Genomic DNA, 25,533 nt, shown 5'->3' on the forward strand with positions numbered 1-25,533 from the left:
ATGAAGATCCTGATTGTCGAAGACGAACTGAGAACCGCGGACTACCTCTCCAAGGGGCTGACCGAGCAGGGCTGCGCGGTCGACATGGCGCACAACGGCATCGACGGCCAGCACCTCGCGCTCACGCACGAGTACGACGTGATCGTGCTCGACGTGATGCTGCCGGGCCAGGACGGCTTCTCGGTGTTGCGCGCGCTGCGCGCCGTGAAGCAGACGCCGGTCATCATGCTCACCGCGCGCGACCGCGTGGAAGACCGCATCAAGGGCCTGCACGAAGGGGCCGACGACTACCTCGTCAAGCCCTTCTCCTTTCTCGAACTGCTGGCGCGGCTGCAGGCGCTCAACCGCCGCGGCCGCAAGCAGGAGCCGATGCAGCTGCGCATTGCCGACCTGCAGATCGACCTGCTGGCGCGCAAGGCATTCCGTGGCAGCGCCCGCATCGACCTCACCGCCAAGGAGTTCGCGCTGCTGGCCGTGCTGGCGCGCCGCCAGGGCGAGATCCTTTCGAAGACCGCGATCGCCGAGTTGGTGTGGGACATGAACTTCGACAGCAACACCAACGTGGTGGAGGTGGCCATCAAGCGGCTGCGCGACAAGATCGACGCGCCCTTCAGCCCGAAGCTGCTGCACACCATCCGCGGCATGGGCTACGTGATGGAACTGCGCGAGGGAGCAGGGGAGGGCGCCGCCTCGTGAAGCGCTCCATCACCGCGCGGCTGGTGCTGATGTTCGCGGCCGTGGCGCTCGCCACCTTCGCGCTGGCCGGCTTCGCGCTGCACAACGTGCTGGCGCGAGAGCTGGAGCGGCACCAGTACGAGGAGCTCGACACCACCCTCAAGAGCCTGCAGTTCTGGATCAAGGCCATCGGCAGCCCCGAGCGCTGGTCGCGCGTGCAGGCGCGCATGGACGCGCTTACCCCCGAAGACGGCAGCGTGCGCTTCTGGGTGCTCAGCGACGACCCGCGCTTCCAGTACGGCAAGGGCCTGGCCGAGATCGACGGGCTCACCCGCGAGGCCAACGGCCACACCAGCGTGATCGAGCTGCCGGGGCAGGAGCGGCCGTTCCGTACCCTGTCGGTGCACATCGATCCCTTCGAGCAGCGGCCGGCGGTGCGGCTGATCGTCGGGCGCAACACCGAGCCCTATGCGCGCACGCGCCAGGCTTTCCTGAGTGCGCTGGTCGCGCTCGGGCTGGGCGCGGTGCTGGTGGTGGCCTTCTCGGGCTACTGGATCGCCCGCGTGGGGTTGCGGCCGCTGGAGCGGCTGTCGAAGGAGGCGCAGGCGCTGCGGCCCAAGACGCTGTCGCAGCGGCTGCGCGCGGAGCCGCTGCCCGTGGAACTCTCGGCGCTGGCCGAAGCATTCAACGGCGCGCTGAGCCGGCTCGAAGAAGCCTACGGCCAGCTCGAAGCCTTCAACGCCGACGTGGCGCACGAGCTGCGCACGCCGCTGGCCAACCTCATCGGCAGCACGCAGGTGGCGCTCTCGCGCCAGCGCAGCGCCAGCGAGTTCCAGGAGGTGCTGCAGGCCAACCTCGAAGACCTGGAGCGGGTGCGTTCCATCGTCAACGACATGCTGTTCCTCGCGCGCGCCGACCGTGGCGAGGTGGCCACCGGGCTGGTGCTCACCCCCGTGGCGCAGGAAGTGCGCAAGACCATCGAGTTCTTCGAGTTCGTGCTCGACGAGACGCGTGCGCAGGTCGTCATCGAGGGCGACGTGCAGGCCGAGGCGCGGCTGGAGAGCGCGCTCTTCCGCCGCGCGATGTCGAACCTGCTGCAGAACGCCATCGAGCATTCGAAGCCCGGCGCACAGATCGCCGTGAGGCTGCGCGAAGAGGCTGCAGCCACCTGGATCACCGTGTCGAACCCCGGCGAGCCCATCGACGCGCAGCACCTGCAGCACCTGTTCGACCGGTTCTACCGCGTCGACGAGGCCCGCAACGACGGCGGCGAGCACCACGGCCATGGCCTGGGCCTGGCCATCGTGAAAGCGGTGGCGAGCATGCATGGCGGGCAGGTCAGCGCTTCGAGCGAAGAAGGCTGGAATACCTTCGGCTTCAGCGTAGGGAATTAGCTCTCCCCCAGGCTTGCCCACTTCGTGTGGCCGCCAACCCCCTCACCGGGGGCGATGCCTGCGGCCCGGCAAAGCCGGTTCCGCGGCATCCCGCGAATGTCCGCAGGGCAGTACGTTCTTGGGCCATGCCGGAGAATCGCTGCCGGCATGAACAGCACGCAACCACCGCAAATTCTTCCGGCATCCGGGCAAGGGCAGCCATGGCGCAGCTGATGTCCCTGCTCGTGCAGAACGCGATCCTGGTGGTGTTCGCCGCCAGTTTTGCCGCGCGCCTCGGGCTGCCCGTGCCGGCTGCGGCAGTGCTGGTGCTCACGGGCGCGCTGCTGGCGGCGGGCGATGTCTCGGTGGCCGGCGTGGTGGTGGCGGCCGTCATCGCCAACCTGCTGGGCGACGGCGCGTGGTTCTACGCCGGCCGGCGCTTCGGCTACCGCTTCATGCGCATGTTGTGCCGCATCTCGCTGTCGCCGGATTCGTGCGTGCGGCGCGGCGAATCCCTCATCTCCGACTGGGGCGGCCTTTCGCTGGTCGCCGCCAAGTTCGTGCCGGGCGTGTCGGTGGTGGCGCCGCCGATGGCCGGGGCGCTGGGCATGTCGGTGCGGCGCTTCATCGGCTTCGACGTGGGCGCGGCGCTGGTGTGGACCGGGCTCTTCCTCGGGCTGGGCTGGGTGTTCCGCAACCAGATCCAGGAGGTGCTGGCCATCATGGCGCAGGCCGGCGGCATTGCCACGGCAGCGGTGGCCGTGCTGCTGGCGGTGATTCTCGCGGTGCGCTACTGGCGCCGCCGCGCCTTCATGCGGCTCACGGGCATGCCGCGCATCTCGGTGGAAGAGCTGCACGAGCTGCTCAGCGGCGAGGAGCCCCCGCTGGTGATCGACGTGCGCGGCAAGGCCGGCGTGCAGGTCGACCCGCGCCGCATTCCGGGGGCGCAGTCGTACACCCTCAAGGCGTTGCAGCAGCGCAGCCTCGACCTGTCGCACGCGGCGGGGCGCGACGTGGTTCTGTACTGCAACTGCCCCAACGAGGTGTCGGCCGCGCAGGCCGCGCGCGTGCTGCTGGCGCGCGGTGCGCGGCGGGCGCTGCCGCTGACGGGCGGGCTCGACGCCTGGGTGGCCTCGGGCCGGCCGACCACGGTCGACTGAACGTCTCCAAGTGGCGCTGGCCCGTGGCCTCAACGCCGACCTCGTTCTCAGGTGGCGCCGCATGGTCGACGCGAGAGGCATCACCTCGAAGGCCGGCCACCCGCAAGCCGAGTTCGTCTCGCTCACGTTGGCGCCAGGCCCTGCGGTCGGCCAGTCGCGTCGGAGAGTTACTGCCGCATCGCTGCCAGCCAACCGCAGTGCGCTGATCGAAGGGCCGTCGTCAAGACGGGATCACCGCGCGCCTTCCTCCTCGGCGCCCGCCGACGATGACGCGCACGACACATCGTTTCCTAGCTAAAAGACGCGCATCCAGGCATAATTTCATCAATTCTTTGAACTATTCAACCAATAATTCATTCAGCGCCACACCAACCTGGAAGCAGGCAACTAGATGAACCGTACCTCCATTGTTCGACAGGCCTTGGCTCAGGGGGCGAGGCCAACTAACGATCTTTTGGCGCTTCTCGGTACAAGCCAGCCCACCCTGTCTCGAACTATTCAGGAATTAGGACGCGAAGTCATCCGTTTCAGAGAACCGGGTGTGCGAACCCCACGCTACGCGCTTGTCCGCAGTGACCCGGTTCCTTCGCCTCAACCGGTGTTTCGGGTGGACGAAGAGGGCCGGGTGACGGAATTGGGAAAGGTCAATTTTCTTTCTGGAGGCGGTACCTGGGTTGACCTGGATGGCCCGGACAGTCGCCTCCACCAAGGACTGCCGCCTGCCATGGCGTTCGCGGCGCCATCGGGCTACCTGGGCGCACGGATCGCAAAGGTGGTTGCCGCGGAGCTGAGGGTGCCTGCATCCTTGCGGGACTGGTCCGACGATCACCGCGTGAAGTTTCTTTGCTCCATGGGCTCGGACGTACCGGGATCCCTCATGTGGGGAGCCAATTCGTTCGCCACGCACATGGCATCCCGACAGGTCGCGCCGATCGCGAGCGCAGACATTGCCCGGGTCTATCCACAACTTGCGACCTCCACGACCCAAACAGGCGCTGGCAGCAGCGCAGGCGGCGAGCAACCCAAGTTCACATGCGAAACCGAAACGCGCGGCCATCTCATTGTGAAGTTCGCCCGCGTCGGGACCAGATCATCGGAGCTGCTTGTCCTGGAGGAGCTGGCGTTGCGTGCGCTGCAAGAGGCCGGCATCGAGGCCGCGTCAGCGCACTATTTCGAGAGCGACGGGTATGGGTTTCTCGAAGTCGAGCGTTTTGATCGAGTGGGCCGCTTTGGACGACGGGGCATGATTTCCGCCGGCGCGATCGACGACGAACTGTTCGGCATGCGGGACAACTGGCCGGCATTCGCTCAGCGATGCGAAGAGGCGGCGATTCTCGGGGCGGACTCCGTACGCAAGGTCCTTGTCCTGACAGCCTTCTCGGAGCTGATTGGCAACGGCGATCGCCATTTCGAAAATCTCTCCCTCATGACCGATGCGCACGGCCAGCCCCGTGACGTGTCTCCGGCCTATGACATGCTCCCGATGATGTATGCGCCCGTAGGCGGCGGCATCGAGCCGGAGTTGAGGCTGGTCACCCCGTCGTTCCAATCCCTGGGAGCCAGGTCCGACGTGTGGGAGCAGGCGTTCCGTGCCTCGCACGCCTTCTGGTTGTCAGCCGCCGCAGACACGCGGCTGTCCAGCCCGATGCGCGAGATCGGCATCGGCAACGCCCAGCGGGTTACCGAGATAGTGACGCCCCTGCTGCCTGCGCTCGAATCTTCCACGCACGAGGATTCATCAGGCGCCATGGACCAACCGCGCTGAACGCACAAGGGACTGCGGCTGCACAGTGACCGCGGGTTGTTGAGTTCCATGCAATCCTGACTCTTGGCGGACACCACCGTCATGGACTCTGGGGCCGGCTCAAGACGGGATCACCGCGCGCCTACGGCCCAAGGCCCGCGCCTGCAGAAACCCGCCCCGCGTGCTATGGTGCCCGGCCTTCGGGTTAACCCTGAAGCAAGCCCTCTCGCAAACCGGGATCCCTCCGTGTCCTCTCCATCCTCGACGGCGCAAGCCGCTGATTCCGCTCATTCCGCCCACCCCGCCGCGCCCGGCCTCAGCCCGGCCCTCACGCTGGTCTTCGCCGTCGCCTGCGGCCTGTGCGTGGCCAACATCTACTACGCCCAGCCGCTCATCGGCCCCATCTCCGACACGCTGCAGCTGCACGCCGGCCTGGCCGGGCTCATCATGACGCTCACCCAGCTCGGCTACGGCGCCGGCCTGCTGCTGCTGGTGCCGCTGGCCGACGTGGTCGAGAACCGCCGGCTCATCGTGGGCGCGCTTTTTGGCGCGGTGATCGGGCTGGTGGGCATCGCGCTGTCGAACTCGGCCATCACCTTCCTCGCCGCTTCCTTCGTGGTTGGCACCTGCGCAGTCGCGGCCCAGGTGCTGCTGCCCTTTGCCTCGCACCTCGCGCCCGAGGCCACGCGCGGCAAGGTGGTCGGCAACATCATGGCCGGCCTGCTGGGCGGGATCATGCTGGCGCGGCCTTTCGCCAGCGTGGTGGCTTCCGCGCTGGGCTGGCGCGCGGTGTTCTGGGTGTCGGCCGTGCTGATGGCCACCCTCATCGCCGTGCTGTGGCGTGCGCTGCCGCGGCGCCACCCGCATGCCTCGGTGGGCTATGCGCGCACCATGGCCTCGCTGCCCGGCATCGTGCTGAACACGCCGCTGCTGCGCCGCCGCGGCTTCTACCAGGGAATGATGTTCTCCGCCTTCCAGGCCTTCTGGACGGCCGTGCCGCTCGCGCTGGTGCACGAGTTCGGCATGGGCCAGCGCGGCATCGCGCTCTTCGCGCTGGCCGGCGCGGCGGGCGCGCTGCTGGCACCGGTGGCAGGCCGGCTGGCCGACCGGGGTTGGACGCGCCCTGCCACCGGCGGAGCCATCGCGGTCGCGCTGTTCTCCTTCGTGCTGGGCGCCGTCTCCATGCACTACCGCTCGCTGGCCGGCCTGGTCGCGGCCGGCATCCTGCTCGACGGCGCTGTGCAGTTGTGCCAGGTGCTGAACTTCCGCAGCCTCTTCATGCTCGCGCCCGAACTGCGCGGCCGGCTCAACGGCCTGTTCATGACCTTCATCTTCATCTGCGCGGCGGTGGCCTCGGGCATCGCGGCCGCGGTGTATGCCTTCCATGGGTGGAGCGGGCTGTGCCTGCTGGGTGGCGGGTATGTGGTGCTGGCGCTGCTTTACTACGCGACGGAGTTCAAGCGGGTAGCCGCTCCGGCAGCCGTGGGCGGCTGATCCGACCCCCGGAGGCGCGGTGGTAGCCTTGCCACCCGATGAACCTCCGCACCAAGATCGTCGCCCTGGCCGTCGCACCATTGCTCATCGCACTGGTGCTGGTGGCGCTGGCGGTGCGCCACCAGGAGCACGACTTGGCCGAGCGCGAGCGTGCTCTCATCGAGCGCAGCTACATGGCCCAGCGCCGCAGCGAGCTGCGCAGTTATGTCGATCTGGCCGTGAGCAACCTGCTGCCGCTGTACGAATCGGGCCAGGACGACGAAGCCACCCGCAACGAGGCGCTGCGCCGGCTGGCCGCGCTCAACTACGGCGACGACGGCTACTTCTTCGTCTACGACCTGGAGGGCAACTCCCTCATGCATTCGCGCCAGCCCGAGCTGGTGGGCCAGAACCTGTGGGAGCTGCGCGATTCGCACGGGCGCTACACCATCCAGGAGCTGATCAAGGGCGCGAAAGAAAAAGGCGGCGGCTACGTCGAGTACGAATGGCGCAAGCCTTCGAGCGCGCAGATGGCGCCAAAGCTCGGCTACGTGACCGCTATGCCGCGCTGGAACTGGATGGTCGGCACCGGCCTGTACCTCGACGACATCCAGTCGACCATGGACACCCTCGACCGGCAGATGAACGCCAACGTCACGGCCACGCTGCTGTGGATTGCGGGCATTGCCGCGCTGTGCCTCGGCGTGGTCAGCGCCGCCGGCCTGCTGCTGAACCTGAGCGAGCACCGCACGGCAGAGGCCAAGCTGCGGCTGCTCGCGCGCCGCGTGGTGCAGTCGCAGGAAGAAGAGCGCGGCCACCTCGCGCGCGAGCTGCACGACGGCACCAGCCAGACGCTGGTGTCGGCCAAGCTGTTGATCGAATCGGCCGTCGAATCGCTCGACCGCCAGCAGCAGCCTACGCCGCCTGCGCTGGTGAAGGCGCTGCAGCGGCTCAACGATTCGCTGATAGAAGTGCGCCGCATATCGCACCGCCTGCGCCCCGCGTTGCTCGACACCCTGGGCCTGCCCGCCGCGCTGGAGCGGCTGGTCGACGAGTTCAGGGAAGAGGGCGGCGGCGTCGATGCCTCGATGATGATCGGCGGCGAATCCTTCGAGCTGCAGCCCGAGGTGAAGACCGCGCTCTTCCGCCTCACGCAGGAGGCGCTGACCAACGTGCGCAAGCATGCCAAGGCGCAGCACGTGCACATTGCGCTGAGCTTCGACGAAGAGGAAGGCGTGCGCCTCGAAGTGAGCGACGACGGCACCGGCTTCGACATTCAGGCCGTGCAGCTCGACCCCCGGCGCGGCATCGGCCTGCGCAACATGCGCGAGCGCATGGAAGCCATCGGCGGGCGGCTCACCATGTGCAGCAACGCCGGGCGCACATCCATCGAAGCCGAAGTGCCCGCCCGCAGCGCGAAGGCGCAAACAGCAGCAGCATGACGACCGCACCCAAGCCCACGACGCCCCCTTCGACACCCGCGACAACGGTCCGCCTCTTCCTGGTGGACGACCACCCGCTGGTGCGCGACGGCCTGCGCGCAAGGCTCGGCTCCATGCCCAACCTCGAGATCGTCGGCGAGGCCGGCAGCGCCGCCGAAGCGCTGGAGCTGGTGGAAAGCGTGCGGCCCGACCTCATGCTGATGGACGTCGGCATGAAGGACATGAACGGCATCGAGCTCGCGGCATTGCTACTGCAGCGCCAGGGCGCGCCGCACATCGTGATGCTCAGCATGTACGACAACCCCGAGTACGTGCAGAAGGCCCTGCAGGTGGGCGCGCGCGGCTACGTGCTGAAAGACGCGCCTGCGGCAGAGATCGTCGCGGCCATCGAGGCCGTGTCGGCCGGCGGCACCTTCCTGAGCCCGGCCGTGTCGAAGAAACTCTTCCGCACGCAGGAGCCCAGGCCGCTGCTCACCCCGCGCGAGAGCGAGATTCTTTCAGCGCTGGGCCGAGGCGAATCGAGCAAGCAGATCGCGCGCGACCTGGGCCTGAGCGTGCGCACCGTGGAGGCGCACCGGCAGAGCATCAAGCGCCGCCTGGGCATCGAAGGGCAGGCCGAGCTCATCAAGTACGCGGTGGAACATGCGCGCGAATTCGGGCGCGATTCCTGAATTGATGCAGCCGCTCCCGCAGCCTCTTTTTCGCTGATCGATCCCGCGACTGTCAGCGCTTTGTGGACTGGCGCCGCCGCCTCGCGATCAAGCGAAGGAATCGGCAAGTTCTGGGCAGAAAGTCACTTCTGCCCTGCCTGGTCTTCTATACAGTGAATGCCCCTGTGGTTGAACGACCCACCAAGTGGGCATGGAGGGCAGAGCACACAGAGACTTCTCTTGAGTGAAACCGCATTGCCTTGCGGTGGGCTGTCGGTGCGACCTGCATCGACGCGAACGTGAGGCGCAAAAGGCGACGGCCAAGGTGCGCGAACACCTCAGCCGTCTAACCAAGTGACGTGCATTACTTTGGAAAGCGAGCACACCAAATGGCTAAACGAATTATGGCCGGCGCAGCAAAGCCGGCTTCCGCGGACGCGACCACCACGACACGGGACCCGGCCGGTCTTCTGGAGAACAAGCTGGAGCAGCTGAACTCGCTGCTCTGGTGCTTCTACGGCGCCGGGGACGGATGGTTCCAGGATGCGGGGGAGGCGCATCGGGAGAATCTGCTTTGGATTGCTTCGGATTTGGCGCGGGAGGCTGTGGCGCTTTATCAGGAGATTAGTCCGGCTGGGTAAACGACTCGGGGCGCCGAGTCGCCGGAGGTGGCTTGGCGCTATCGTTCGATGCGTGACGGTCTGAAGGCACGCACTTGGGTAGCCGCCAACGAGAGGCTGTATAGCGTTAAGAGAGATTGTTTTTAGATCCACGTAGCTATGTCGATCTGCGATCGATAGCCAAATGCAGTCACGCCGTAGTACGTCAGTACATACCGGTCAATTGCTCAACCGAGTAGCGTTTTCCAACTCGATGCACGTCCAGTGTTGTCCTTGCATAGGATTGACAGTTGTCTCGATGCTGCGACAGTGACCGCTCGCGAGAGAGCTTCACCTTGCGAGGATTCGGTGAAAAGTGCTCGGGCTCTAGCAGGGCTGAAAGCGGCCCACTTATTGGTTTGATGCGGTCGAACAGTAATGAAGTCGACATCGTTGGCAGTCAGCGCGGACGGCGGAAGCCCTGTCGCAATTCTCGAGCTGCTTAGACGGGCTGTTGCGGCTGATACCAATACATCGAAAGCTAATGCCAATACAAGTGCTTCGGGTAGCGCAGAAGTCAATCGGTTATGAGAGACTGAATAAGAGGAGGCATGAGCCGCCTTATGCCTGTCTAGGGCAAGCTGCTTAAAAATTTCGTCGAGATTCCCAACTATTGGTGCTCCGATCTTGGCGCATATCGCTCGCGCCGCGTTCCAGAAATTTTCTACTCCAAAGCCTTTCGCAATTTTTGAAATATCATCGGCAGTGATATTCGATTTGTCGCGAGCGAACGAATATTCGGTAAAGTTGTATGGAGCACCCAATGCTCCGCTTGCGACCGCGACCGAGGCTTTCTCAAATGCGGTGAGCCTATCCGTGAAAGACATTTGACGCGACAAATTCATCAGCCCTTCAAAGGTGGAAATAAGAGATGCTGCCTTTAATGAAGCGGGGAGATGGCTGTATGGGACAGATGTTTGATTTATTGCGCGAGCACACTCCAAGCTCCGGTCACGGATAAAACCTTCCAGCGCGCAAAATAACATCACCATCGCACCATTACGAATGACGACAGCTGGACTATTCGCTTGCGGAACCGGTGAGGCATCGATGGCCAAGTGACTGGCTAATATGCTCCCAATAGCCTCTATACGACCCAAAAGGTATTCGCGGGCGGCTGACATTCAGAGCCTACGCAATTTTTTCGAGCATGTTTTTGATCGCTTTTATGCGGCCTTCGACACTGGACTTCGTATTGGTTCCAGATCTAACCCAGGATTCAAATTGTCCTTCCTCGAAGAGTTTTTTTGTTTCTCGATGAATGATTTGGGTTTTTAGGCTCAGCTTATTGGCTTTAGTGGGAGGGAGCTGCGAAACCGCCACCATTTGAGCATCGTACATCCCCGCGAGGAATTGATTTCTGAAAACTCCGCCTTCATATCTTTTGAATGCATTTGTTCCCCAGAATGCTTGGCATCGAGCAAGAGAAACGGAAAAGCTCTTTTTTATAACTTCTAGTTGCGATCCGGCGATGTCGCGATTCTCTTCCATAAATTTATCCATTGAGCGCCGATAATCGCCGGAAAAATCTTCCCAATTTGCTTTCATTGTAAGAAAGCGGAGAACGTATTCAACATCCTGCATTTGAAGATAGGCGGGCTCGTTATCCTTAGATATTTTTAATTGTTGTCTAAGGAATGGAGTTTCAGAAAGCTTCATAATCGCATCATTCAGTGATCCGCGAAATGCTGCATTTCGTATTTCCTGTGGAAACAATGCTTCTCCGCCTGTGTTCAGGCGCTCGAAGACTTCATATTTCAATTCAGGATCTGATTGTTTGAGAAGTGTAATGACCCGCACGTATGGTCGGATTTCCAATGCATTTCGCGGTTCGTTTGGTAGCTCCCTAAATTTAAGGCCTTCTAGGGCTTTAAATTTTTCTAATTCGCAAAGAGATAAATCATCGCGCATGAAGCGCGTAATTGTCGATAGTCTTTGCTTCCCATCGATAACGGTGTATTTCCCGTACGCTTCTTCGGCAAGGTAGACTGGCGGGATAGGAATGTTGAGTAGAAAAGACTCAATAAGTGCGGATTGTCTCTTTGCGCTCCAACGCTCGCGGCGCTGATATTTCGGCTGAGTGTCGATCGCGCCTTTTTCTACCATTGCTGCGACAGTCTCCAAGGACATGTCGGAAGCCTGAAGGACAAGACGGTCCTGCGCGGCGTTAAACACCTTCGTGATTTCGGCTTCTTTACTTACTTTCGTTGGGGGGGCCACTTGATCTCCTGTGAGTCTTGGCAGCGTAACACGCTGTATCTATGATCTTTGCGCTTTCGTTTTTGTCACGCAACGGGGAATTCGACAGGTCGAGGCATGAGAACTACAGCTGAGAAGCCTCGGGCCTGATGCCGCTCGGTTACCGGCGCAAAGCGCTGTCCACGCCCGAGTTGATCGACTGCATCACTCGTCTATCCGGGCCGCCCTCCGTCAGCAATTCAGGACACACAACTGCTCCTATCCCCACCCAACAAGGCACTTCGACCCTCGAAAACCTGAACTGGCACGTCGACATCGCCGCGAACCGCAAAGGCTCATTACCCGGAATCCGGGCCTTCTTCCTCATCGACGATGTAGCCCCAGGAGGCGGCACAACGCTGGGACGGTCGGCTCGCGTCGCATCGGCGCACAGGGAATGCCCACATCCTCACGACTGCGCGAAGTGCTGAAGACCCCCGGCGACCTGAAGAGCGATCTCCATCAACTGGGCATCGAAATCATCGCAATGTCCGGCCGCGCAGGCGATGTGTTCCTGATGGACTTGCGCGTGCTGCACACCCCGTCGGTCAACTCGACGAAGAACGTGCGGATGATGGCCACTAAGCGCTTCTTCTTCCAGGGGCCTTCGCGCTAGGCCCTTCCGCTTCACGACGTTGAGCAGGGCACGCCAACTCTGCCGGCCCTCTCAACGCAAACCCTCAATACCCCCGCCCCGGATCAACCACATCCGTAGGCTCCTCCCCATCCGCCACACGCAGGATATTCGCCGCAATCTGCCGCGCAGACGAGGATGGAATGGCAACCGAAGCCAGATGCGGCGTAATCAGCACCTGCGGCATGCCCCACAGCGGATCACCGGCCGGTAGCGGCTCGCGCTCGAACACATCCAGCGTCGCGCTACCGATGTGCCCGCTCTGAAGCAGCGCAGTCAGCGCCGCCTGATCGACCAACGCCCCGCGGGCCACGTTCACGAAGGCGGCGCCGGGCCGCAGGCGCTCCAGCCGTGCGCGGTCGAAAAGGCCTTTGGTGTGCGGCGTGAGCGGCAGCATCAGCACGACGATGTCGGCCTGGCCGAGCACGGTGTCCAGCGTCTCCATGCCCGAGAAGCATTCCACGCCTTCGATCAGCCGCTGGCTGCGCGACCAGCCTAGCGTTCTGAAGCCCTGGCGCTGCACTTCGGTCGCGGCCATGGCGCCGAGATGGCCCAGGCCGAGCACGGCCACCGTGATTTCCTCGGGCGAGCGCGGGTGGCGGTAGGCCCATTCGCCGCGCCGTTGGGCCTGCTCGAAGTGGGGAATGTCGCGCGCATGGCGCAGCACGGCGAACAGCACGTAGCCGGCCATCATGCGAGACATGTTCGGATCGGTGATGCGCGTGATGGGGATGCCGGCCGGCAGGTCGCTGCGCGAGACCAGCGCGTCGACGCCGGCGCCCAGGTTGACGATGAGCCGCAGGTTCGGCATCTGCTGGAAGAAGCCCTCGGGCGGCTTCCACACCATCGCGTAGTGCACGTCCTCGGGCCGCTCGAGGGCGCTGGAGTGGACCACCTGCAGGTCGGGCAGTTGCGCCCGCAGTGCCTTCTGCCAGGCGCCGAAATCGTCGAAGTCGCTGTAGAAGACCAGGGTGCCGAGGCGCTGCTGCTGTGCCATCTTCAGGCGCTCTTCTGCTGCTGTTCGCTGGCGCTGCGAACCAGCCGTGCCACGGCCTCGATGGCGAACTCGTAGCCGTCGCCGCCCAGGCCCGCGATCACGCCATGGGCCGCCTTGGAGATGAAGGAGTGGTGGCGGAAAGGCTCGCGCTTCCAGATGTTGCTCATGTGGGCTTCGATGATCTTGCCGGGGAAGGCCAGCAGTGCGTCGAGTATGGCGATCGATGTGTAGGTGAGCCCGGCCGCGTTGATGACGATGCCGTCGGCCACGCCGCGCGCCTCCTGGATCCAGTCGATCAGCTGGCCTTCGTGGTTGCTCTGCAGAAAGCGCAAGCTCACGCCCAGCGACGCTGCCTTCTGCTCGCAGCGCGACTGCAGCACCGGAAAGCTGTCGCTGCCGTAGGTCTTGTTGGCATCCAGGCCGTAGAGATTGGCGTTGGGCCCGTTGAGGAACCAGACCGTGAGGGGAGGGAGCGTGGTGGTGTTGCTCATGGTGGGTGCTCTCAGGCTTCGTGGGGAAGGGTGGCCTGCATGGCGGGCAGCTGCGCGAACTCGGCATACCAGCGCGTTGCGGCTGGATGGCTGGCGCGCCAGTCCAGTTCGGGAAAACGGAAGTCGAGGTAGCCGAGGCCGCAGCCGATGGCGACTTCGCCAATGGTGGGGTCGGCCGTTGCCAGCTCCGGCGCGATGGCCTCGATGGTGCCCAGGCAGGCCGTGACCTTGGTCAGCAGCGCCTGCCGCCAGACGGGCCACTGCATTTCGGTGGGCCGTGCGGTGAGTTCGTAGCGCGCAAGCAGCGCGGCGTCGAGCAGGCCGTCGCCCATGGACTGTCGGGTGAGCGCCTTCCAGCGCGCGGGGCCGGCCGGAGGAAAGATGCCGGCGCTGCCCAGGCTGTCGATGTATTCGCAGATCACGCGGCTGTCGTAGAGCGACTCGCCGTCGTCCAGGATCAGCGTGGGCACCTTGGCCAGCGGGTTGTGTGCCGCGATGCGGCTGTCGCGGCGCACCGGATGCGCGGCGCTGTCGAGCCACTCGATGCGTTCGGCCTGGCCGCTCAGGTGGGCGCAGACCATGACCTTGCGCACGAAGGGCGAGGTGGGGGCATACAGCAGTCGCATGATGCTCAAGGCTCCAGGACGAGTTTGCCGAACACCTGGCCGCTCTCCAGCAGCGCGTGGGCTTGCGCGGCCTGGGCCAGCGGCAGCCGCGCATGCAGGCGCGGCGCGATGCGTCCGCTGGCGAGCAGCGGCAGCACATGGCGCGCGATGGCGTGGGCCATGCGCGTCTTCTCGGCATGGGTCTGCGGGCGCATGGTGGAGGAATGCAGGCTCAGCTGTCGTTGCATCAGCGTGAGCAGCTCCACCGTGACGGCGGACCCCTGCATGAAAGAAAGGCTCACGTGCCGGCCGCCGAAGGCCATGGCCTGCAGGTTGCGGCGCACGTAGTCGCCGCCGACGATGTCGAGCACTACGTCCACGCCGCGCCCGCCGCTGAAGTCCATGCAGGCCTGCACGAAGTCGGTGGTGGGCCAGCAGATTGCGAGGTCGGCGCCCATGGCTTTCAGCTCTGCGAAGCAGGCCTCGTCGCTCGCGGTCGCGATGACGGTGCAGCCGGCCGCATGCGCCATCTGCACCGCGAGCGAGCCGATGCCGCCCGTGGCGCCGTGGATCAGCACGGTCTCGCCCATGGCCAGCCGGCCCAGCTCGAAGAGGTTGTGCCAGACGGTGAACAGTCCTTCAGGCAAGGCCGCGGCCTCGGCGTCGGACAGGCGGGCGGGCACTGCGAACGAATGGTCCACCGCGGCCACGCACCAGGGCGCATAGCCGCCGCCGGGCACGAGCGCCATGCGCCGCGTGCCGCGCAGTGCAGGGTCGACGCCCGGTCCGCAGGCGACGACCTCGCCGCAGACTTCGAGGCCCAGCACGTCGGTGACGCCGGGCGCAGGCTTGGCGATGCCCTGGCGCTGCATGATGTCGGGCCGGTTGATGCCGGCGGCCAGCACGCGCAGCAGCACCTCGCCGGGGCCGGATTGCGGCACGGGCCGCTCGGTCAGCACCAGCACGCTGGCATCGCCCGGTTCGCGGGCCACGATGGCCTGCATGGTAGAGGGCAGAGCTTCGGTCACCGCTTCAGTCATGGCACTCACGGCGCTCATGGCTGCGGGCTGAAGACGCTCACGCCTTCAGGGGCCAGCGCCAGTCCCGCGACCGAGCCGATCGGCCACTGCCGCATGGCTGTGAGGCCCGGGCTGCGCACGGTGACGATCTGGCGTGCCGTTATCGGCAGATCGACGTCGACGAAGGTGTTGATGTGGTCGCCCTGGAACACATGGTTGACCACGGTGCCGCTGAGCACCGAGGCCGGGTGCAGGTTCTCCAGCCGCAGGTGCTCGGGCCGCACGTAGACGTCGAGCCGCTCGCCTTCATGCGAGGCATGCACCAGCCGGTCCTGGGACAGGCTGATGAGCCCCGAGCCCAGGCGCAGCTGCACGTCGCCCGCGCCCTTGCCGTGGTAGTGGGCCGGCAGGATGTTCACGTCGCCGAGGAAGGACGCGACGAACGGGTCCTGCGGGCTCTGGTAGAGCTCGGCCGGCGGCGCGATCTGGCGGATCACGCCCGCCGACATCACCGCGATACGGTCGGACATGGCCAGCGCCTCGCCCTGGTCGTGCGTGACGAACACGGTGGTCAGGCCCAGGCGGCGCTGGATCTCGCGGATCTCCACCTGCATGGAGCCGCGCAGGCTCTTGTCCAGGGCCGAGAAGGGTTCGTCGAGCAGCAGCACCTTGGGCTGGATGACGAGCGCGCGCGCCAGTGCCACGCGCTGCTGCTGGCCGCCCGAGAGTTCGCGCGGCTTGCGGTGGCCCAGGCCGTCGAGCTTGACCATGGCCATGGCATCGCGAATGCGCCTGGCGGCTTCGTCCGTGGGCACGCCCTGCATGCGCAGGCCGTAGCCGATGTTGCGCTCCACCGTCATGTGCGGAAACAGCGCGTAGTTCTGGAACACGAGGCCGATCTTGCGCAGGTGCGGCGGGTCGCTGGTGACGGGTCGGCCTTCGATGAAGACCTCGCCGCTGTCGGCCTCGGCAAAGCCTGCGATGAGGTTCAGCAGCGTGGTCTTGCCGCAGCCCGAAGGCCCCAGCAGGGTGAGGAACTCGCCGCGCCGGATCTTCAGCGAGACATCGCGCAGCACGGTCTGGTCGTGGTACTTCTTGACCACGCCTTCGATGCTGACGGCCACGTCGGACACATTGGCCACATTTGCGGCAGCAGGGCCGAGCTCGGAAGGGACAGGATTCATGGGCCGAAACGATAAGCCCATCGGCTGCCATCGGGCCTTTGCAGATATTGAGGCCGCCCCTCGGAAAAAACGAAACAGGCGATCTCTACAGCGTGAGCGCAGCGCCTTCGCAGCGTGGCGGCCGCGCTTCGCTTTTTCCTAAGCCTTGCGTCTGAAAAACATGATTTTCAAACGCGGTGCCCTTCATCAGACTCGCCCCCCAATCGGTGCATGGCAGTGCCGGCCCGCCCGGCCGAAAGCGCCGGCGCCGATCATCCTGAGGAACATCAAATGTCAGTGGAGTCAGTGGAGAAAATCAACACCCTCGTGGTCGGCGCAGGCCAGGCCGGCATCGCGATGAGCGAGCATCTGGCGGCCATGGGTGTTCCGCACCTCGTGCTCGAACGCAATCGCATCGCGGAGCGCTGGCGCTCGGAGCGCTGGGATTCGCTGGTCGCCAACGGCCCGGCCTGGCACGACCGCTTTCCGGGGCTGAAGTTCGAAGGCATCTCGCCCGAAGCCTTTCCGCCCAAGGAGCGCATGGCGCAGTACTTCGAGGACTATGCGGCCATGCTGAAGGCACCCGTGCGCACCGGCGTGGAGGTGCAGCGCGTCGAGCGCCATGTCGGCCGCCCGGGTTTCAAGGTGACGACTTCGCAGGGCGTGATCGAGGCGATGAACGTGGTCGCGGCCACCGGGCCGTTCCAGATTCCGGCCTATCCCTCCATCGTGCCGGCCGATGCGCCGGTCGCGCAGCTGCATTCGTCGGCCTACAAGAACCCGGGTCAGCTGGCCGATGGTGCCGTGTTGGTGGTGGGGGCGGGCGCTTCGGGCTCGCAGATCGCGGAAGAACTGCGCCAGGCTGGCCGCAAGGTGTATCTCTCGGTGGGCGAGCATTACCGCCCGCCGCGCGCCTACCGTGGGCGCGACTACTGCTGGTGGCTGGGCGCGCTCGGCCTGTGGGACGAGGTGCGCATCAAGCCCAAGAAGAAGCACGTGGCCTTTGCCGTGAGCGGCTACGAGGGCGGCCGCACGGTGGACTTCCGGCGCCTTGCGCACGCGGGCATCGAACTGGTGGGCCTGACCGAGTCCTACGAGGGCGGCGTGATGCGCTTCGCCGAAGGCCTGGCCCGGAACGTGGCGGAGGGCGACCAGGCGTACTTCGACGTGCTGCGCGAAGCTGACGCGTACATCGAGCAGAACGGCCTGCCGTTTCCGCCCGAGCCCGAGGCCTGGGAGCTTCTGCCCGACCCCGCCTGCCTGACAGAGCCCACGCTGAGCCTGGACCTGCGCGAGGCCGGCATCACCACCGTGCTATGGGCCACGGGCTTCAAGTTCGACTACAGCTGGCTGCAGGTCAATGCCTTCCACGAGAACGGCGAGCCGTATCACAAGCGCGGCATCTCGGCCGAAAGCGGCATCTACTTCCTGGGGCTGCCGAACCTGGTGAACCGCGCCTCGTCGTTCATCTATGGCGTGTGGCACGACGCCAAGTACATCGCCGACCACATCCTTTTGCAGCAGGGCTACATGTCCTACGAGAAGAGCTGATCGCGCGGGCTGCATAAGTGTTGCATCAATGAGAAGGCCGCCGGGTCCTGCGATCCGGCGGCCTTCTTCATTCGATGCGCGCCGTGGGCCGCAGCATCGTGCGGCCGGGCTGATCTATCCAGTCAGCGGCAGAGGAAGTCGATGAGCCCGGCCAGCATGCGGTCGCAGGCCTGCAGCTGCGACAGCTCCACGTATTCGTCGGCCTTGTGCGCCACGGTGATGCTGCCGGGTCCGCACACCAGCACGGGCGTCTGCTGCCAGCTCTGCTGGAACAGGCCGCCCTCGCTGCCGTAGTCGACCTTGGTGGTGGGCGTGCCCTCGGGCAGCAGCCCGCGCAGGAGGCCGATGGCCGGCGCATCTTCCGGTGTCGACAGGCTGGGGTAGCTGTTCTGCAGCGTGACCTCGGGCAGCGGTGCATCGGCATGCTGGGCCTCGCGCTTCACACGCGCGGCCAGGTTCTGCAGGATGCGTTCGAGGATCTGCGCCGGTTCGTCCTGCGCGACGTTGCGGATCTCGAAGTTCAGCGTGCACTCGCTGGGCACGATGTTGAGCGCGCGCCCGCCCTGGATGGTGCCGACGTGCACGGTGGAGTAGGGCACGCCGTAGCCTTCTTCGCGTGGGCCGCTCTCGGCCAGCTCGCGCTGCACCTCGCGCGCCGAGGCCACGAGGTCGCTGGCCATGTGGATGGCATTGACGAACTGCGGCGCCAGGCCCGAGTGCCCGGCCTCGCCGCAGCAGACCGCGCGGTAGGCGGCCTTGCCCTTGTGGCCGGTGCCGATGCGCATCAGTGTGGGCTCGCCGACGATGCACAGGTAGGGCGCCGGCAGGTGGCCTTCGAGCCGGCGCAGCAGATGGCGCACGCCGACGCAGCCGATCTCCTCGTCGAAGGACAGAGCAAGTTGCAGCGGCCTTCTCAGCGGCCGCCCCGCAGCCGCCACCATGGCGGTGACCGCGCAGGCGACGAAGCCCTTCATGTCGGCCGCGCCGCGCCCGTAGATGCGGCCGTCCCTGTGCGTGGCCTCGAAAGGCGGCGAGGTCCAGGGCTGGCCTTCCACGGGCACCACGTCGGTATGGCCCGACAGCAGCACACCGGGCACGCCCTCGGGGCCGACGGAGGCGAACAGGTTGGTGCGGCGCGGGTCCTCGGGGTCTGGCGCGCGGGTGGAGGCGATGCCGGCGGCCGACAGGATCTTTTGCACCGCGGCGATGAGTCCGTCGTTGGGCTGAAGGGAGACGGAGGGAAAGGCGATCAGCGTTTCCAGCAGGCGGACGCTGGCGGAAGGTTCATGGGTCATGGTTTTTGCGCAGGTGGCGCCTCGGACGCTTCCGGCGCCACGGGATGGGGATCGAAGAAGCTGGCTGCGCTCATGCCCGGGATGTACTGGTCGGAGATGTAGGCGCGGCAGCGGTCCATGAAGGCCTGGGTCAGCCGCGACTGCTTCATCGGCTTGTAGGTGGCCAGCCCCAGGAGCATGGGGCGGTGCTTGCCGGCCAGGCGCACACGCACCAGCCGCTTGCCGTCCAGTGAAAGGTTGGACTTGGGCCGCACGTTGAACAGCGCATAGCCGATGCCGTTGGCGGCCATGGAGCGCACCACCTCTTCCGAACGCGAACGCGCCGCGATGTTGGGCGCGAGGCCCACGCTGGCGAACAGCGAGGTGAAGTAGTCGCGGCTCATGGGCAGGTCGAGCAGCACGAAGGGCTGCGGGGCGAGCTCCTCGAAGGTGACGGCCTTCTGCTGCGCGAGCGGATGCAGTTCGCTCACCAGCACGTAGGGCGGCAGCGTGGCCAGGCTCTCGAACTCGATGTCGTCGTCCAGGCGCAGGTCATACGTCAGGGCCACGTCGATCTCGAGCGACCGCAGCTTGTTCATGAGCACTTCCTGGTCGCCCTCCACCATCTGCATCTCGACGCGCTCGAAGGCACGCGCGAAGCGGAAGATGACCTCCGGCGCGATCATGGCCGTGAGCGACTGGAAGGTGCCCACGCGCAGCGGGCCCTGCATCACGTCGCCGGAATCCGAGGCGATCTCGTACAGGCGCGAGGAGCGTTCGAGCACGTCCTGGCACTGGTTCAGCACCAGCGTGCCGATGGCCGTGAGCCCCAGCCCCTTGGAGGGGTGGCGCACGAACAGCTGGACGTTGAGTTCGCTCTCGATGTGGGCGATGGCCGCGGAGATCGAAGGGGAGGAGATGTGGATCTGCGCGGAGGCCGCGGCGATGCTGCCGTGCTTGGCCGTCGCGACGAAGTACTCCATCTGGCGCAGGGAGACGCGGTTGAGCATGTCGGTACAGGAAGGCGCGCCACGCGCGGCGCGTAAGCGAGCGCGCCAGTTTAGCGATACCCCTGCGTCAGAGATTGCCGGGCACACCGAAGCTGGGGGCTGCGCGCGGGTCCAGCGCCCGCGTGATGTAGGCCTCCTGCTGCGGCGCGTAGATCTTCCAGGTGGCGTACAGCGCCTGCACGGGGTCGGATTCGACCCAGTCCAGCCGCAGGTCGACCACGGGCCAGTTCTGCGTGCCGTAGACCAGCAATCCCGCTGAATGCACGGGGCCTTCCTCGCCGCCGGCCGCCTGGCCGGCGAGCATGGCCTGCATCAGTCGCTCCGCCAGCGCGCCCTCGGCTTTCTCGAAGGCCGCCAGCATGGCCGACGGCACCTCGCGGCTGTGCAGCATGTTGCCGGCGCAGGCCGCGTGCGTGCCCACCACGCTTGCCAGGGTACCCAGCGCGTTGGCGCCGGTGAACACCACCGGCGGGTTGTGCGCGTCGATGGCCATGAGCTGGCGGTAGTCGATGAAGGGCCGCTGCTGCTGCAGCTGCGCCACGGCCTGCGCGGGCGTGTTGCCGGCGGCCATCAGGTCGAGCAGCAGCGGGCCCAGGTCGGGGTCGGTGATGTTCTGGCTGGCGGCGGCGCCCACGCCCCGGCGGCCGCGCACGCAGCGCGACGCCACGGCAGGCGAAGAAGAGGCCACGGCCGCACCGAACTGGCCGGTGGCGGGACAGCGCGCAACGATGGAGAAGGTCATGGCGTTCAGTCGGGAATGACGGCGGTGGCGTCGATCTCCACCAGCCACTCCGGCCGGGCCAGGGCCGAGACCACGATGCCCGTGGACACCGGGAACACGCCCTTGAGCCAGCGGCCGACCACGAGGTAGACGGCCTCGCGGTAGCGCGGGTCGATGATGTAGATGGTGACCTTGCAGATGTCCTGCAGCTCGCCACCGGCTTCCTCCAGCAGCATCGCGATGTTGGACATGGCCTGCTCGGCCTGCCCGGCGACGTCGCCGATGCACACGCTCTCGGAGGTTTCCAGGTTCTGGCCGATCTGTCCGCGCAGGAACACGGTGCGGCCGCGCGCGACGACGGCCTGGCAGAGGTCGTTGTCCAGCTTCTGTTCCGGGTAGGTGACCTTGGTGTTGAAAGGACGGATGCGGGTGTGCTTCATGGTCGCTGCAGGGCTGGGGGGCATGAGACGCCGATGGCGCCGGGACCGGCATGGTCGTTGCCGATGGCCGCTGGCGCCATTTGTTTTTTCCGTGCGACCGTTTAGGAATTTCCGAGCGGCACGCGCGCCGGGGCCCTCGGAAAATTTGAGCCACCTGTACGTAAAAGGCGATTAGGCCGAGGCGGTAAGCCATTCCTATGATCCGGCCCCGTGATGCAGGTGCTGCACACGCAGAAGGTGTGTTGCAGGTGTTTCAGGGCACCTGCAGCCGCAGTACCGGCAGATGTTCAACTTTTACGATCGAGGTTCAATCAATGATTCGCAAGCTTCTGACTTTGTGCGCGCTCTCCGCCGCGCTGGGCGGCACCACCGCCTGGGCACAGGACAACGCGCTCGTGGTGAGCACCTGGGGCGGCAGCTTCCGTGACCTCATCGACGACAACATCGGCAAGGAATTCACCCGCCAGACCGGCGTGCCCGTGAAGTACGTGACGGGCGGCACCATCGATCGCCTGAACAAGGCCAAGCTGGCTTCCAAACCCGAGAGCGACATCACCTTCACCACCTCGCACGTGGGCTGGCTGTATGTGAACAGCAACCTGTTCGAGCAGATCGACACCGCCAAGATCCCGAACTACGCCAACCTGGTGGACCGCGCCAAAATCAGCCCGTACCACATTGGCAGCTGGGCGTACGTCTACTCCATCGGCTACCGCCCCGACCTGGTGCCCGCCAGCATCAAGCTCGAAAGCTGGAACGACCTGTGGAACCCGGCGCTCAAGGGCAAGCTCAGCGCGCCCGACTTCGACCCGAGCCACATCATCGCGGTGTCGGCCATGCTCTCGGGCGGCGATGCGGCCACCTGGGAGAAGGGCCAGGAAAAGCTCAAGGCGCTCAAGCCCAACTTCAAGGCCTTCTACACCAACGACGCCAACGCACAGCAGCTGATCGCCACCGGCGAGACGCCCGTGGAGGTGATCCTGTCGATGAACGCGTACCACATGGCCAGCCAGGGCGTGCCGATCAAGGTCGTGATGCCCAAGGAAGGCGCGGTGCTCGGCGTGGACACGATGGCCATCATGAAGGGCACGACCAAGGCCGACCTGGCCTACAAGTTCCTGAACATCGCGCTGTCGGCCGACGTGCAGTCGAAGATCGTCGCCTCCAAGAAGGCCAGCCCGGTCGTCACCAACGCGAAGGTCTCGGCCGAGGACGCCAAGCTGCCCGGCGTGTTCACCACCAAGGCGCAGTGGGACACCCAGGCCATCGTGATCGACAACAAGCTTCGCGCCGAGAAGACCGCCGAATGGCGCAAGTGGTTCACCGAGAACATCATGAACTGATCCCCCGCGGGGTCATGCAAGCCGGGGAGACCGGCGCGGCCAGTGCCGCGCCGGTCTCCCCGCGACGATCGAGCATCTGAAGAAGAAGTTGTTGATGTTGTTGGGAAGGGCAGGAATGCGTTCCGATCTACGGGCCTGGCTGGTGTCTCCGGCCGTCATTGTTGCGGCGGGCATCGCCGTGTCGCTGCTGGCCGTGCTGCAGTTCAGCTTCCGTGCCTTCGTGCCCGGCTCGCTGGACGTGGGCGGTCTCACGCTGGAGAACTTCAGCGGACTGACCAAGTCGATCTACCTCTCCGCGTTCGCCAACACCCTGCTGCTGAGCGTGGAGACGACGGTGTTCTCGCTGCTGGCAGCCTATCCGCTGGCCTACGCGCTGGTGCGCGTGCGCAACCGCGCGCTCAAGTCCTTCATCCTCGTGGTGTCGATCACGCCGCTGTTCCTGGGCGAGATCGTGCGCACCTACTCCTGGATCGCGGTGCTGGGCAGCAACGGCTTCATCAACGGCGTGCTGCGCCGTCTGGGCCTGATCGAGTGGCCGCTGGAACTCATGTTCACGCACCTGGGCGTGCTCGTGGCGCTGGTGCACGTGACCATTCCGGTGGTGGTGCTGATGCTCGCCACCGCCATCTCCCACATCGACCGAGACTACGAGAAGGCTGCGCAGAGCCTGGGCGCGGGCCCGGTCAAGACCTTCCTCACGGTCACGCTGCCGCTGTCCATGCCCGGCATCCTGGCGAGCATCACCACGGCCTTTGCATGGACCTTCAGCGCCTTCGCCACGCCGCAGATGATCGGCGGCGGCCGCGTGCCGACGGTGTCCACGCTGGTCTACCAGCTCGGCTTCTCGTCGATGAATTTCCCGCTGGCCGCGAGCCTGAGCGTGGTCGGCCTGCTGCTGACGGCGGCTGCGCTGCTTGCCCTGGGCCAATTGACCAAGCGGCTGAAGGCCGTCGGAGGGCACTGAAACCATGAAGATCCAGAGCGCCCTGCCGCTTCCGCTGCGTATTGCCGGCCCCCTGCTGATCGCCGTGTTGCTGGGCTTCGTGCTGCTGCCGGTGGTGGTGGTCACCATCGCCGCGTTCAACGAGAAGGCCATCCTGAGTTTCCCGCCCGAGTCGTATTCGCTCCAATGGTTCGCGCGGGTGTTCAGCTACCCCGACTTCCAGCATGGCTTCAAGGCCAGCCTGGTCGTCACGGGCTGGTCGTCGTTCCTGGCGCTGGTGATCGGCACCTGCCTGGCCATCGCAGCGAAGCGGATGGAGTTCAAGGGCAAGCAGACCCTGCTGGCCATCCTGCATTCGCCGCTGGTGGTGCCGCACTTCACGCTGGGGCTGGGGCTGCTGATCCTGGTGTCGCAGGCATCTGTGCAGCGCGGCTGGGGCATTGCCATCCTGTGCCACGTGATGCTGGTGCTGCCATTCGTGATGCGCAGCGTCTACGTGTCGATGGAGAACCTGGACGAGCGCCTGGAGCAGGCCGCGGCCAGCCTGGGCGCATCGCCGCTCAAGGTGCTGCTGACCGTGACGGTGCCGCTGCTGGCGCCGGGGCTTTTCGGCGGCTGGCTTTTCGCGGCCATCATGTCCTTCAGCGAGTTCACGGCTTCGCTGTTCGTGACCACGCAGGACACGCAGACACTGCCCGTGGCCATGTACAACTACGTGCGCGAGTTCGCAGACCCGACGCTGGCGGCGCTGTCGGTGGTCTACATCGCAGTCACGGCCACCGTGCTGGCCCTGGCCAACTACTTCCTCGGCCTGGGCAAGATCCTGAACATCGAAGAGTGACGGAGGCCCTTGCGCACGCGGCCGGACGCCGTCGCGTGCGCTCCAGGCCGCGGCGTTGACTGGGCCTGCGAACAGGGCCACCATGGCGCAGCGCCGCCAATACCCGATACGGCGGCGCGCCTTTCGAGGCCGTGCGGCTCACGCCTGAGCTGTGGGGTAACTCGAACAGGGCACCCAAGGGCGTTCGAGGGCAGTGTCCAGCCCCAGCTTTCAAGGAGCCACCCCATGACCGAAAGCGACAAGCTCTTCGCAGGCTCGATCCCCAAGCTCTACGACACGCTCATGGTCCCGTTGATCTTCGAGGCCTATGCCGCCGACACGGCCGAGCTGGTCGCGGGGTTCTCTCCAGGCGCGGTGCTCGAGACAGCTGCCGGCAGCGGCGTGGTCACGCGGGCGCTTGCGCCCAGGCTACGCGCTGGCACGCGCTACGTGGTGACCGACCTCAACCAGCCCATGCTCGACTACGCCGCCACCCGTCAGGGCAGCAGCAGCATCAACATCGAATGGCAGCAGGCCGACGCGCTCAAGCTGCCGTTCGAAGACGCCTCGTTCGATGTCGTCTTCTGCCAGTTCGGCGCGATGTTCTTCCCCGACCGCACCGCCGGCTATGCCGAGGCGCGCCGCGTGCTGAGGCCGGGCGGGCGCTTCGTGTTCACCGTGTGGGACCGCATCGAGGACAACGCCTTTGCCGACGAGGTCACCAGCGCCGTCGCGGAGATCTTTCCGCAAGATCCTCCGCGCTTCCTGGCCCGCACGCCGCATGGCTATCACGACATCGCGCTGATCCGCAGCGACGTGAGCCGCGCGGGCTTCACCAGCATCGAGATCGAGACGCGCGAGAAGACGAGCCGCTCACCCTCGGCGCGCGACGTTGCCACCGCCTATTGCCAGGGAACGCCGCTGCGCAACGAGATCGAGGCGCGCGATGCCGATGCGCTCCAGGCGGCGACGGACCGGGCGGCGCAGGTCATTGCCAGCCGGCATGGCGAAGGCCCGGTGGCCGGCAAGATCCAGGCGCATGTGATCGTGGCGGCGGGGTAGCGGGGCAGGGCGGAAGGCGAGGGCGCTGTCTTCAGCGCGGAGCCCG

General features: G+C 65.6%; 25 protein-coding genes. 14 read left to right on the top strand and 11 right to left on the bottom strand.

Annotation, left to right across the window (positions count from 1 at the left end; all coding sequences use genetic code 11):
* The 8 genes from EJP67_RS19635 (at position 1) to EJP67_RS19670 (ending at position 9,158) form a co-directional block, all read left to right on the top strand.
* A complete protein-coding gene (locus EJP67_RS19635; RefSeq protein WP_126023380.1) occupies positions 1-696 on the top strand; it encodes a heavy metal response regulator transcription factor in 696 nt (231 codons plus the stop codon).
* Positions 693-2,069 carry a heavy metal sensor histidine kinase gene (locus EJP67_RS19640; protein ID WP_126023381.1) on the top strand — a complete coding sequence of 459 codons (1,377 nt, stop codon included), beginning with the start codon at positions 693-695 and terminating at the stop codon, positions 2,067-2,069. The genes EJP67_RS19635 and EJP67_RS19640 overlap by 4 nt, the downstream gene beginning before the upstream one ends.
* Positions 2,070-2,281: 212 nt before the next feature.
* Positions 2,282-3,208, top strand: coding sequence for a DedA family protein/thiosulfate sulfurtransferase GlpE (locus EJP67_RS19645; RefSeq protein WP_240650707.1), 927 nt, complete (start codon positions 2,282-2,284; stop codon positions 3,206-3,208).
* Between the two features lie 391 nt (positions 3,209-3,599).
* Positions 3,600-4,973, top strand: a complete 1,374-nt coding sequence (locus EJP67_RS19650) for a HipA domain-containing protein (protein ID WP_126023383.1) — start codon at positions 3,600-3,602, stop codon at positions 4,971-4,973.
* Positions 4,974-5,198: 225 nt separating this feature from the next.
* A complete protein-coding gene (locus EJP67_RS19655) occupies positions 5,199-6,446 on the top strand; it encodes an MFS transporter (RefSeq protein WP_126023384.1) in 1,248 nt (415 codons plus the stop codon).
* A gap of 38 nt (positions 6,447-6,484) precedes the next feature.
* On the top strand, positions 6,485-7,867 hold the full coding sequence (locus EJP67_RS19660; protein WP_126023385.1) for a cache domain-containing protein: 1,383 nt from the start codon (positions 6,485-6,487) through the stop codon (positions 7,865-7,867).
* Positions 7,864-8,538: a response regulator transcription factor gene (locus tag EJP67_RS19665; RefSeq protein ID WP_126023386.1), complete on the top strand. Its 675-nt coding sequence runs from the start codon at positions 7,864-7,866 to the stop codon at positions 8,536-8,538. Before EJP67_RS19660 ends, EJP67_RS19665 begins: the two co-directional genes overlap by 4 nt.
* Before the next feature lie 368 nt (positions 8,539-8,906).
* Complete coding sequence (locus EJP67_RS19670) at positions 8,907-9,158, top strand: hypothetical protein (RefSeq protein ID WP_240650708.1); 252 nt, start codon at positions 8,907-8,909, stop codon at positions 9,156-9,158.
* Positions 9,159-9,364: 206 nt separating this feature from the next.
* Here the strand turns inward: EJP67_RS19670 and EJP67_RS19675 are convergent, their stop codons facing one another.
* Positions 9,365-10,234: a HEPN domain-containing protein gene (locus tag EJP67_RS19675; RefSeq protein ID WP_206169528.1), complete on the bottom strand. Its 870-nt coding sequence runs from the start codon at positions 10,232-10,234 to the stop codon at positions 9,365-9,367.
* 73 nt (positions 10,235-10,307) lie between these two features.
* Entirely contained in the window at positions 10,308-11,396 is a 1,089-nt protein-coding gene (locus EJP67_RS19680; RefSeq protein ID WP_206169529.1) for a DUF262 domain-containing protein, read from the bottom strand.
* Positions 11,397-11,811: 415 nt separating this feature from the next.
* Between EJP67_RS19680 and EJP67_RS19685 the strand changes: the two genes are divergently transcribed.
* Positions 11,812-12,030 (top strand): hypothetical protein, encoded by a 219-nt coding sequence (locus tag EJP67_RS19685; RefSeq protein WP_126023388.1) that lies wholly within the window; start codon positions 11,812-11,814, stop codon positions 12,028-12,030.
* Between the two features lie 64 nt (positions 12,031-12,094).
* Here EJP67_RS19685 and EJP67_RS19690 read toward each other — a convergent pair whose 3' ends face one another.
* From EJP67_RS19690 to EJP67_RS19710, 5 genes are read right to left on the bottom strand one after another with little or no spacing between them, the layout of a single operon-like run.
* Complete coding sequence (locus tag EJP67_RS19690; protein WP_420824276.1) at positions 12,095-13,051, bottom strand: 2-hydroxyacid dehydrogenase; 957 nt, start codon at positions 13,049-13,051, stop codon at positions 12,095-12,097.
* The gene (locus EJP67_RS19695) at positions 13,048-13,536 is read right to left on the bottom strand and encodes a type II 3-dehydroquinate dehydratase (RefSeq protein WP_126023390.1); all 489 of its coding nucleotides are present in this window, start codon (positions 13,534-13,536) and stop codon (positions 13,048-13,050) included. Before EJP67_RS19695 ends, EJP67_RS19690 begins: the two co-directional genes overlap by 4 nt.
* An 11-nt stretch (positions 13,537-13,547) precedes the next feature.
* A complete protein-coding gene (locus EJP67_RS19700) occupies positions 13,548-14,162 on the bottom strand; it encodes a glutathione S-transferase (protein WP_126023391.1) in 615 nt (204 codons plus the stop codon).
* 5 nt (positions 14,163-14,167) lie between these two features.
* Positions 14,168-15,199, bottom strand: coding sequence for an NAD(P)H-quinone oxidoreductase (locus tag EJP67_RS19705; protein ID WP_240650709.1), 1,032 nt, complete (start codon positions 15,197-15,199; stop codon positions 14,168-14,170).
* Positions 15,196-16,344 carry an ABC transporter ATP-binding protein gene (locus tag EJP67_RS19710; protein WP_126023392.1) on the bottom strand — a complete coding sequence of 383 codons (1,149 nt, stop codon included), beginning with the start codon at positions 16,342-16,344 and terminating at the stop codon, positions 15,196-15,198. The genes EJP67_RS19705 and EJP67_RS19710 overlap by 4 nt, the downstream gene beginning before the upstream one ends.
* A gap of 270 nt (positions 16,345-16,614) precedes the next feature.
* On the opposite strand from EJP67_RS19710, the gene EJP67_RS19715 reads away from it, so the two are divergent.
* Positions 16,615-17,874 carry a flavin-containing monooxygenase gene (locus EJP67_RS19715; protein ID WP_126023393.1) on the top strand — a complete coding sequence of 420 codons (1,260 nt, stop codon included), beginning with the start codon at positions 16,615-16,617 and terminating at the stop codon, positions 17,872-17,874.
* Between the two features lie 122 nt (positions 17,875-17,996).
* Here the strand turns inward: EJP67_RS19715 and argE are convergent, their stop codons facing one another.
* From argE to EJP67_RS19735, 4 genes are all read right to left on the bottom strand, one after another.
* The gene (argE, locus tag EJP67_RS19720) at positions 17,997-19,169 is read right to left on the bottom strand and encodes an acetylornithine deacetylase (RefSeq protein WP_126023394.1); all 1,173 of its coding nucleotides are present in this window, start codon (positions 19,167-19,169) and stop codon (positions 17,997-17,999) included.
* Complete coding sequence (locus EJP67_RS19725) at positions 19,166-20,158, bottom strand: LysR family transcriptional regulator (protein ID WP_126023395.1); 993 nt, start codon at positions 20,156-20,158, stop codon at positions 19,166-19,168. Before EJP67_RS19725 ends, argE begins: the two co-directional genes overlap by 4 nt.
* Positions 20,159-20,225: 67 nt before the next feature.
* Positions 20,226-20,900, bottom strand: coding sequence for a DUF1028 domain-containing protein (locus EJP67_RS19730; protein WP_126023396.1), 675 nt, complete (start codon positions 20,898-20,900; stop codon positions 20,226-20,228).
* A gap of 5 nt (positions 20,901-20,905) precedes the next feature.
* The gene (locus EJP67_RS19735) at positions 20,906-21,319 is read right to left on the bottom strand and encodes a RidA family protein (RefSeq protein WP_126023397.1); all 414 of its coding nucleotides are present in this window, start codon (positions 21,317-21,319) and stop codon (positions 20,906-20,908) included.
* A gap of 314 nt (positions 21,320-21,633) precedes the next feature.
* On the opposite strand from EJP67_RS19735, the gene EJP67_RS19740 reads away from it, so the two are divergent.
* The 4 genes from EJP67_RS19740 (at position 21,634) to EJP67_RS19755 (ending at position 25,487) form a co-directional block, all read left to right on the top strand.
* On the top strand, positions 21,634-22,662 hold the full coding sequence (locus EJP67_RS19740) for an ABC transporter substrate-binding protein (protein WP_126023398.1): 1,029 nt from the start codon (positions 21,634-21,636) through the stop codon (positions 22,660-22,662).
* Between the two features lie 115 nt (positions 22,663-22,777).
* Entirely contained in the window at positions 22,778-23,626 is an 849-nt protein-coding gene (locus EJP67_RS19745; protein WP_126023399.1) for an ABC transporter permease, read from the top strand.
* 4 nt (positions 23,627-23,630) lie between these two features.
* Positions 23,631-24,446 carry an ABC transporter permease gene (locus EJP67_RS19750; protein ID WP_126023400.1) on the top strand — a complete coding sequence of 272 codons (816 nt, stop codon included), beginning with the start codon at positions 23,631-23,633 and terminating at the stop codon, positions 24,444-24,446.
* A 225-nt stretch (positions 24,447-24,671) separates the two neighbouring features.
* Positions 24,672-25,487, top strand: coding sequence for a class I SAM-dependent methyltransferase (locus EJP67_RS19755; protein ID WP_126023401.1), 816 nt, complete (start codon positions 24,672-24,674; stop codon positions 25,485-25,487).
* Positions 25,488-25,533: the final 46 nt, after the last annotated feature.

The organism is Variovorax guangxiensis (genome assembly GCF_003952165.1).
In the GTDB taxonomy this organism is placed as follows: Bacteria; Pseudomonadota; Gammaproteobacteria; order Burkholderiales; family Burkholderiaceae_C; genus Variovorax; species Variovorax guangxiensis.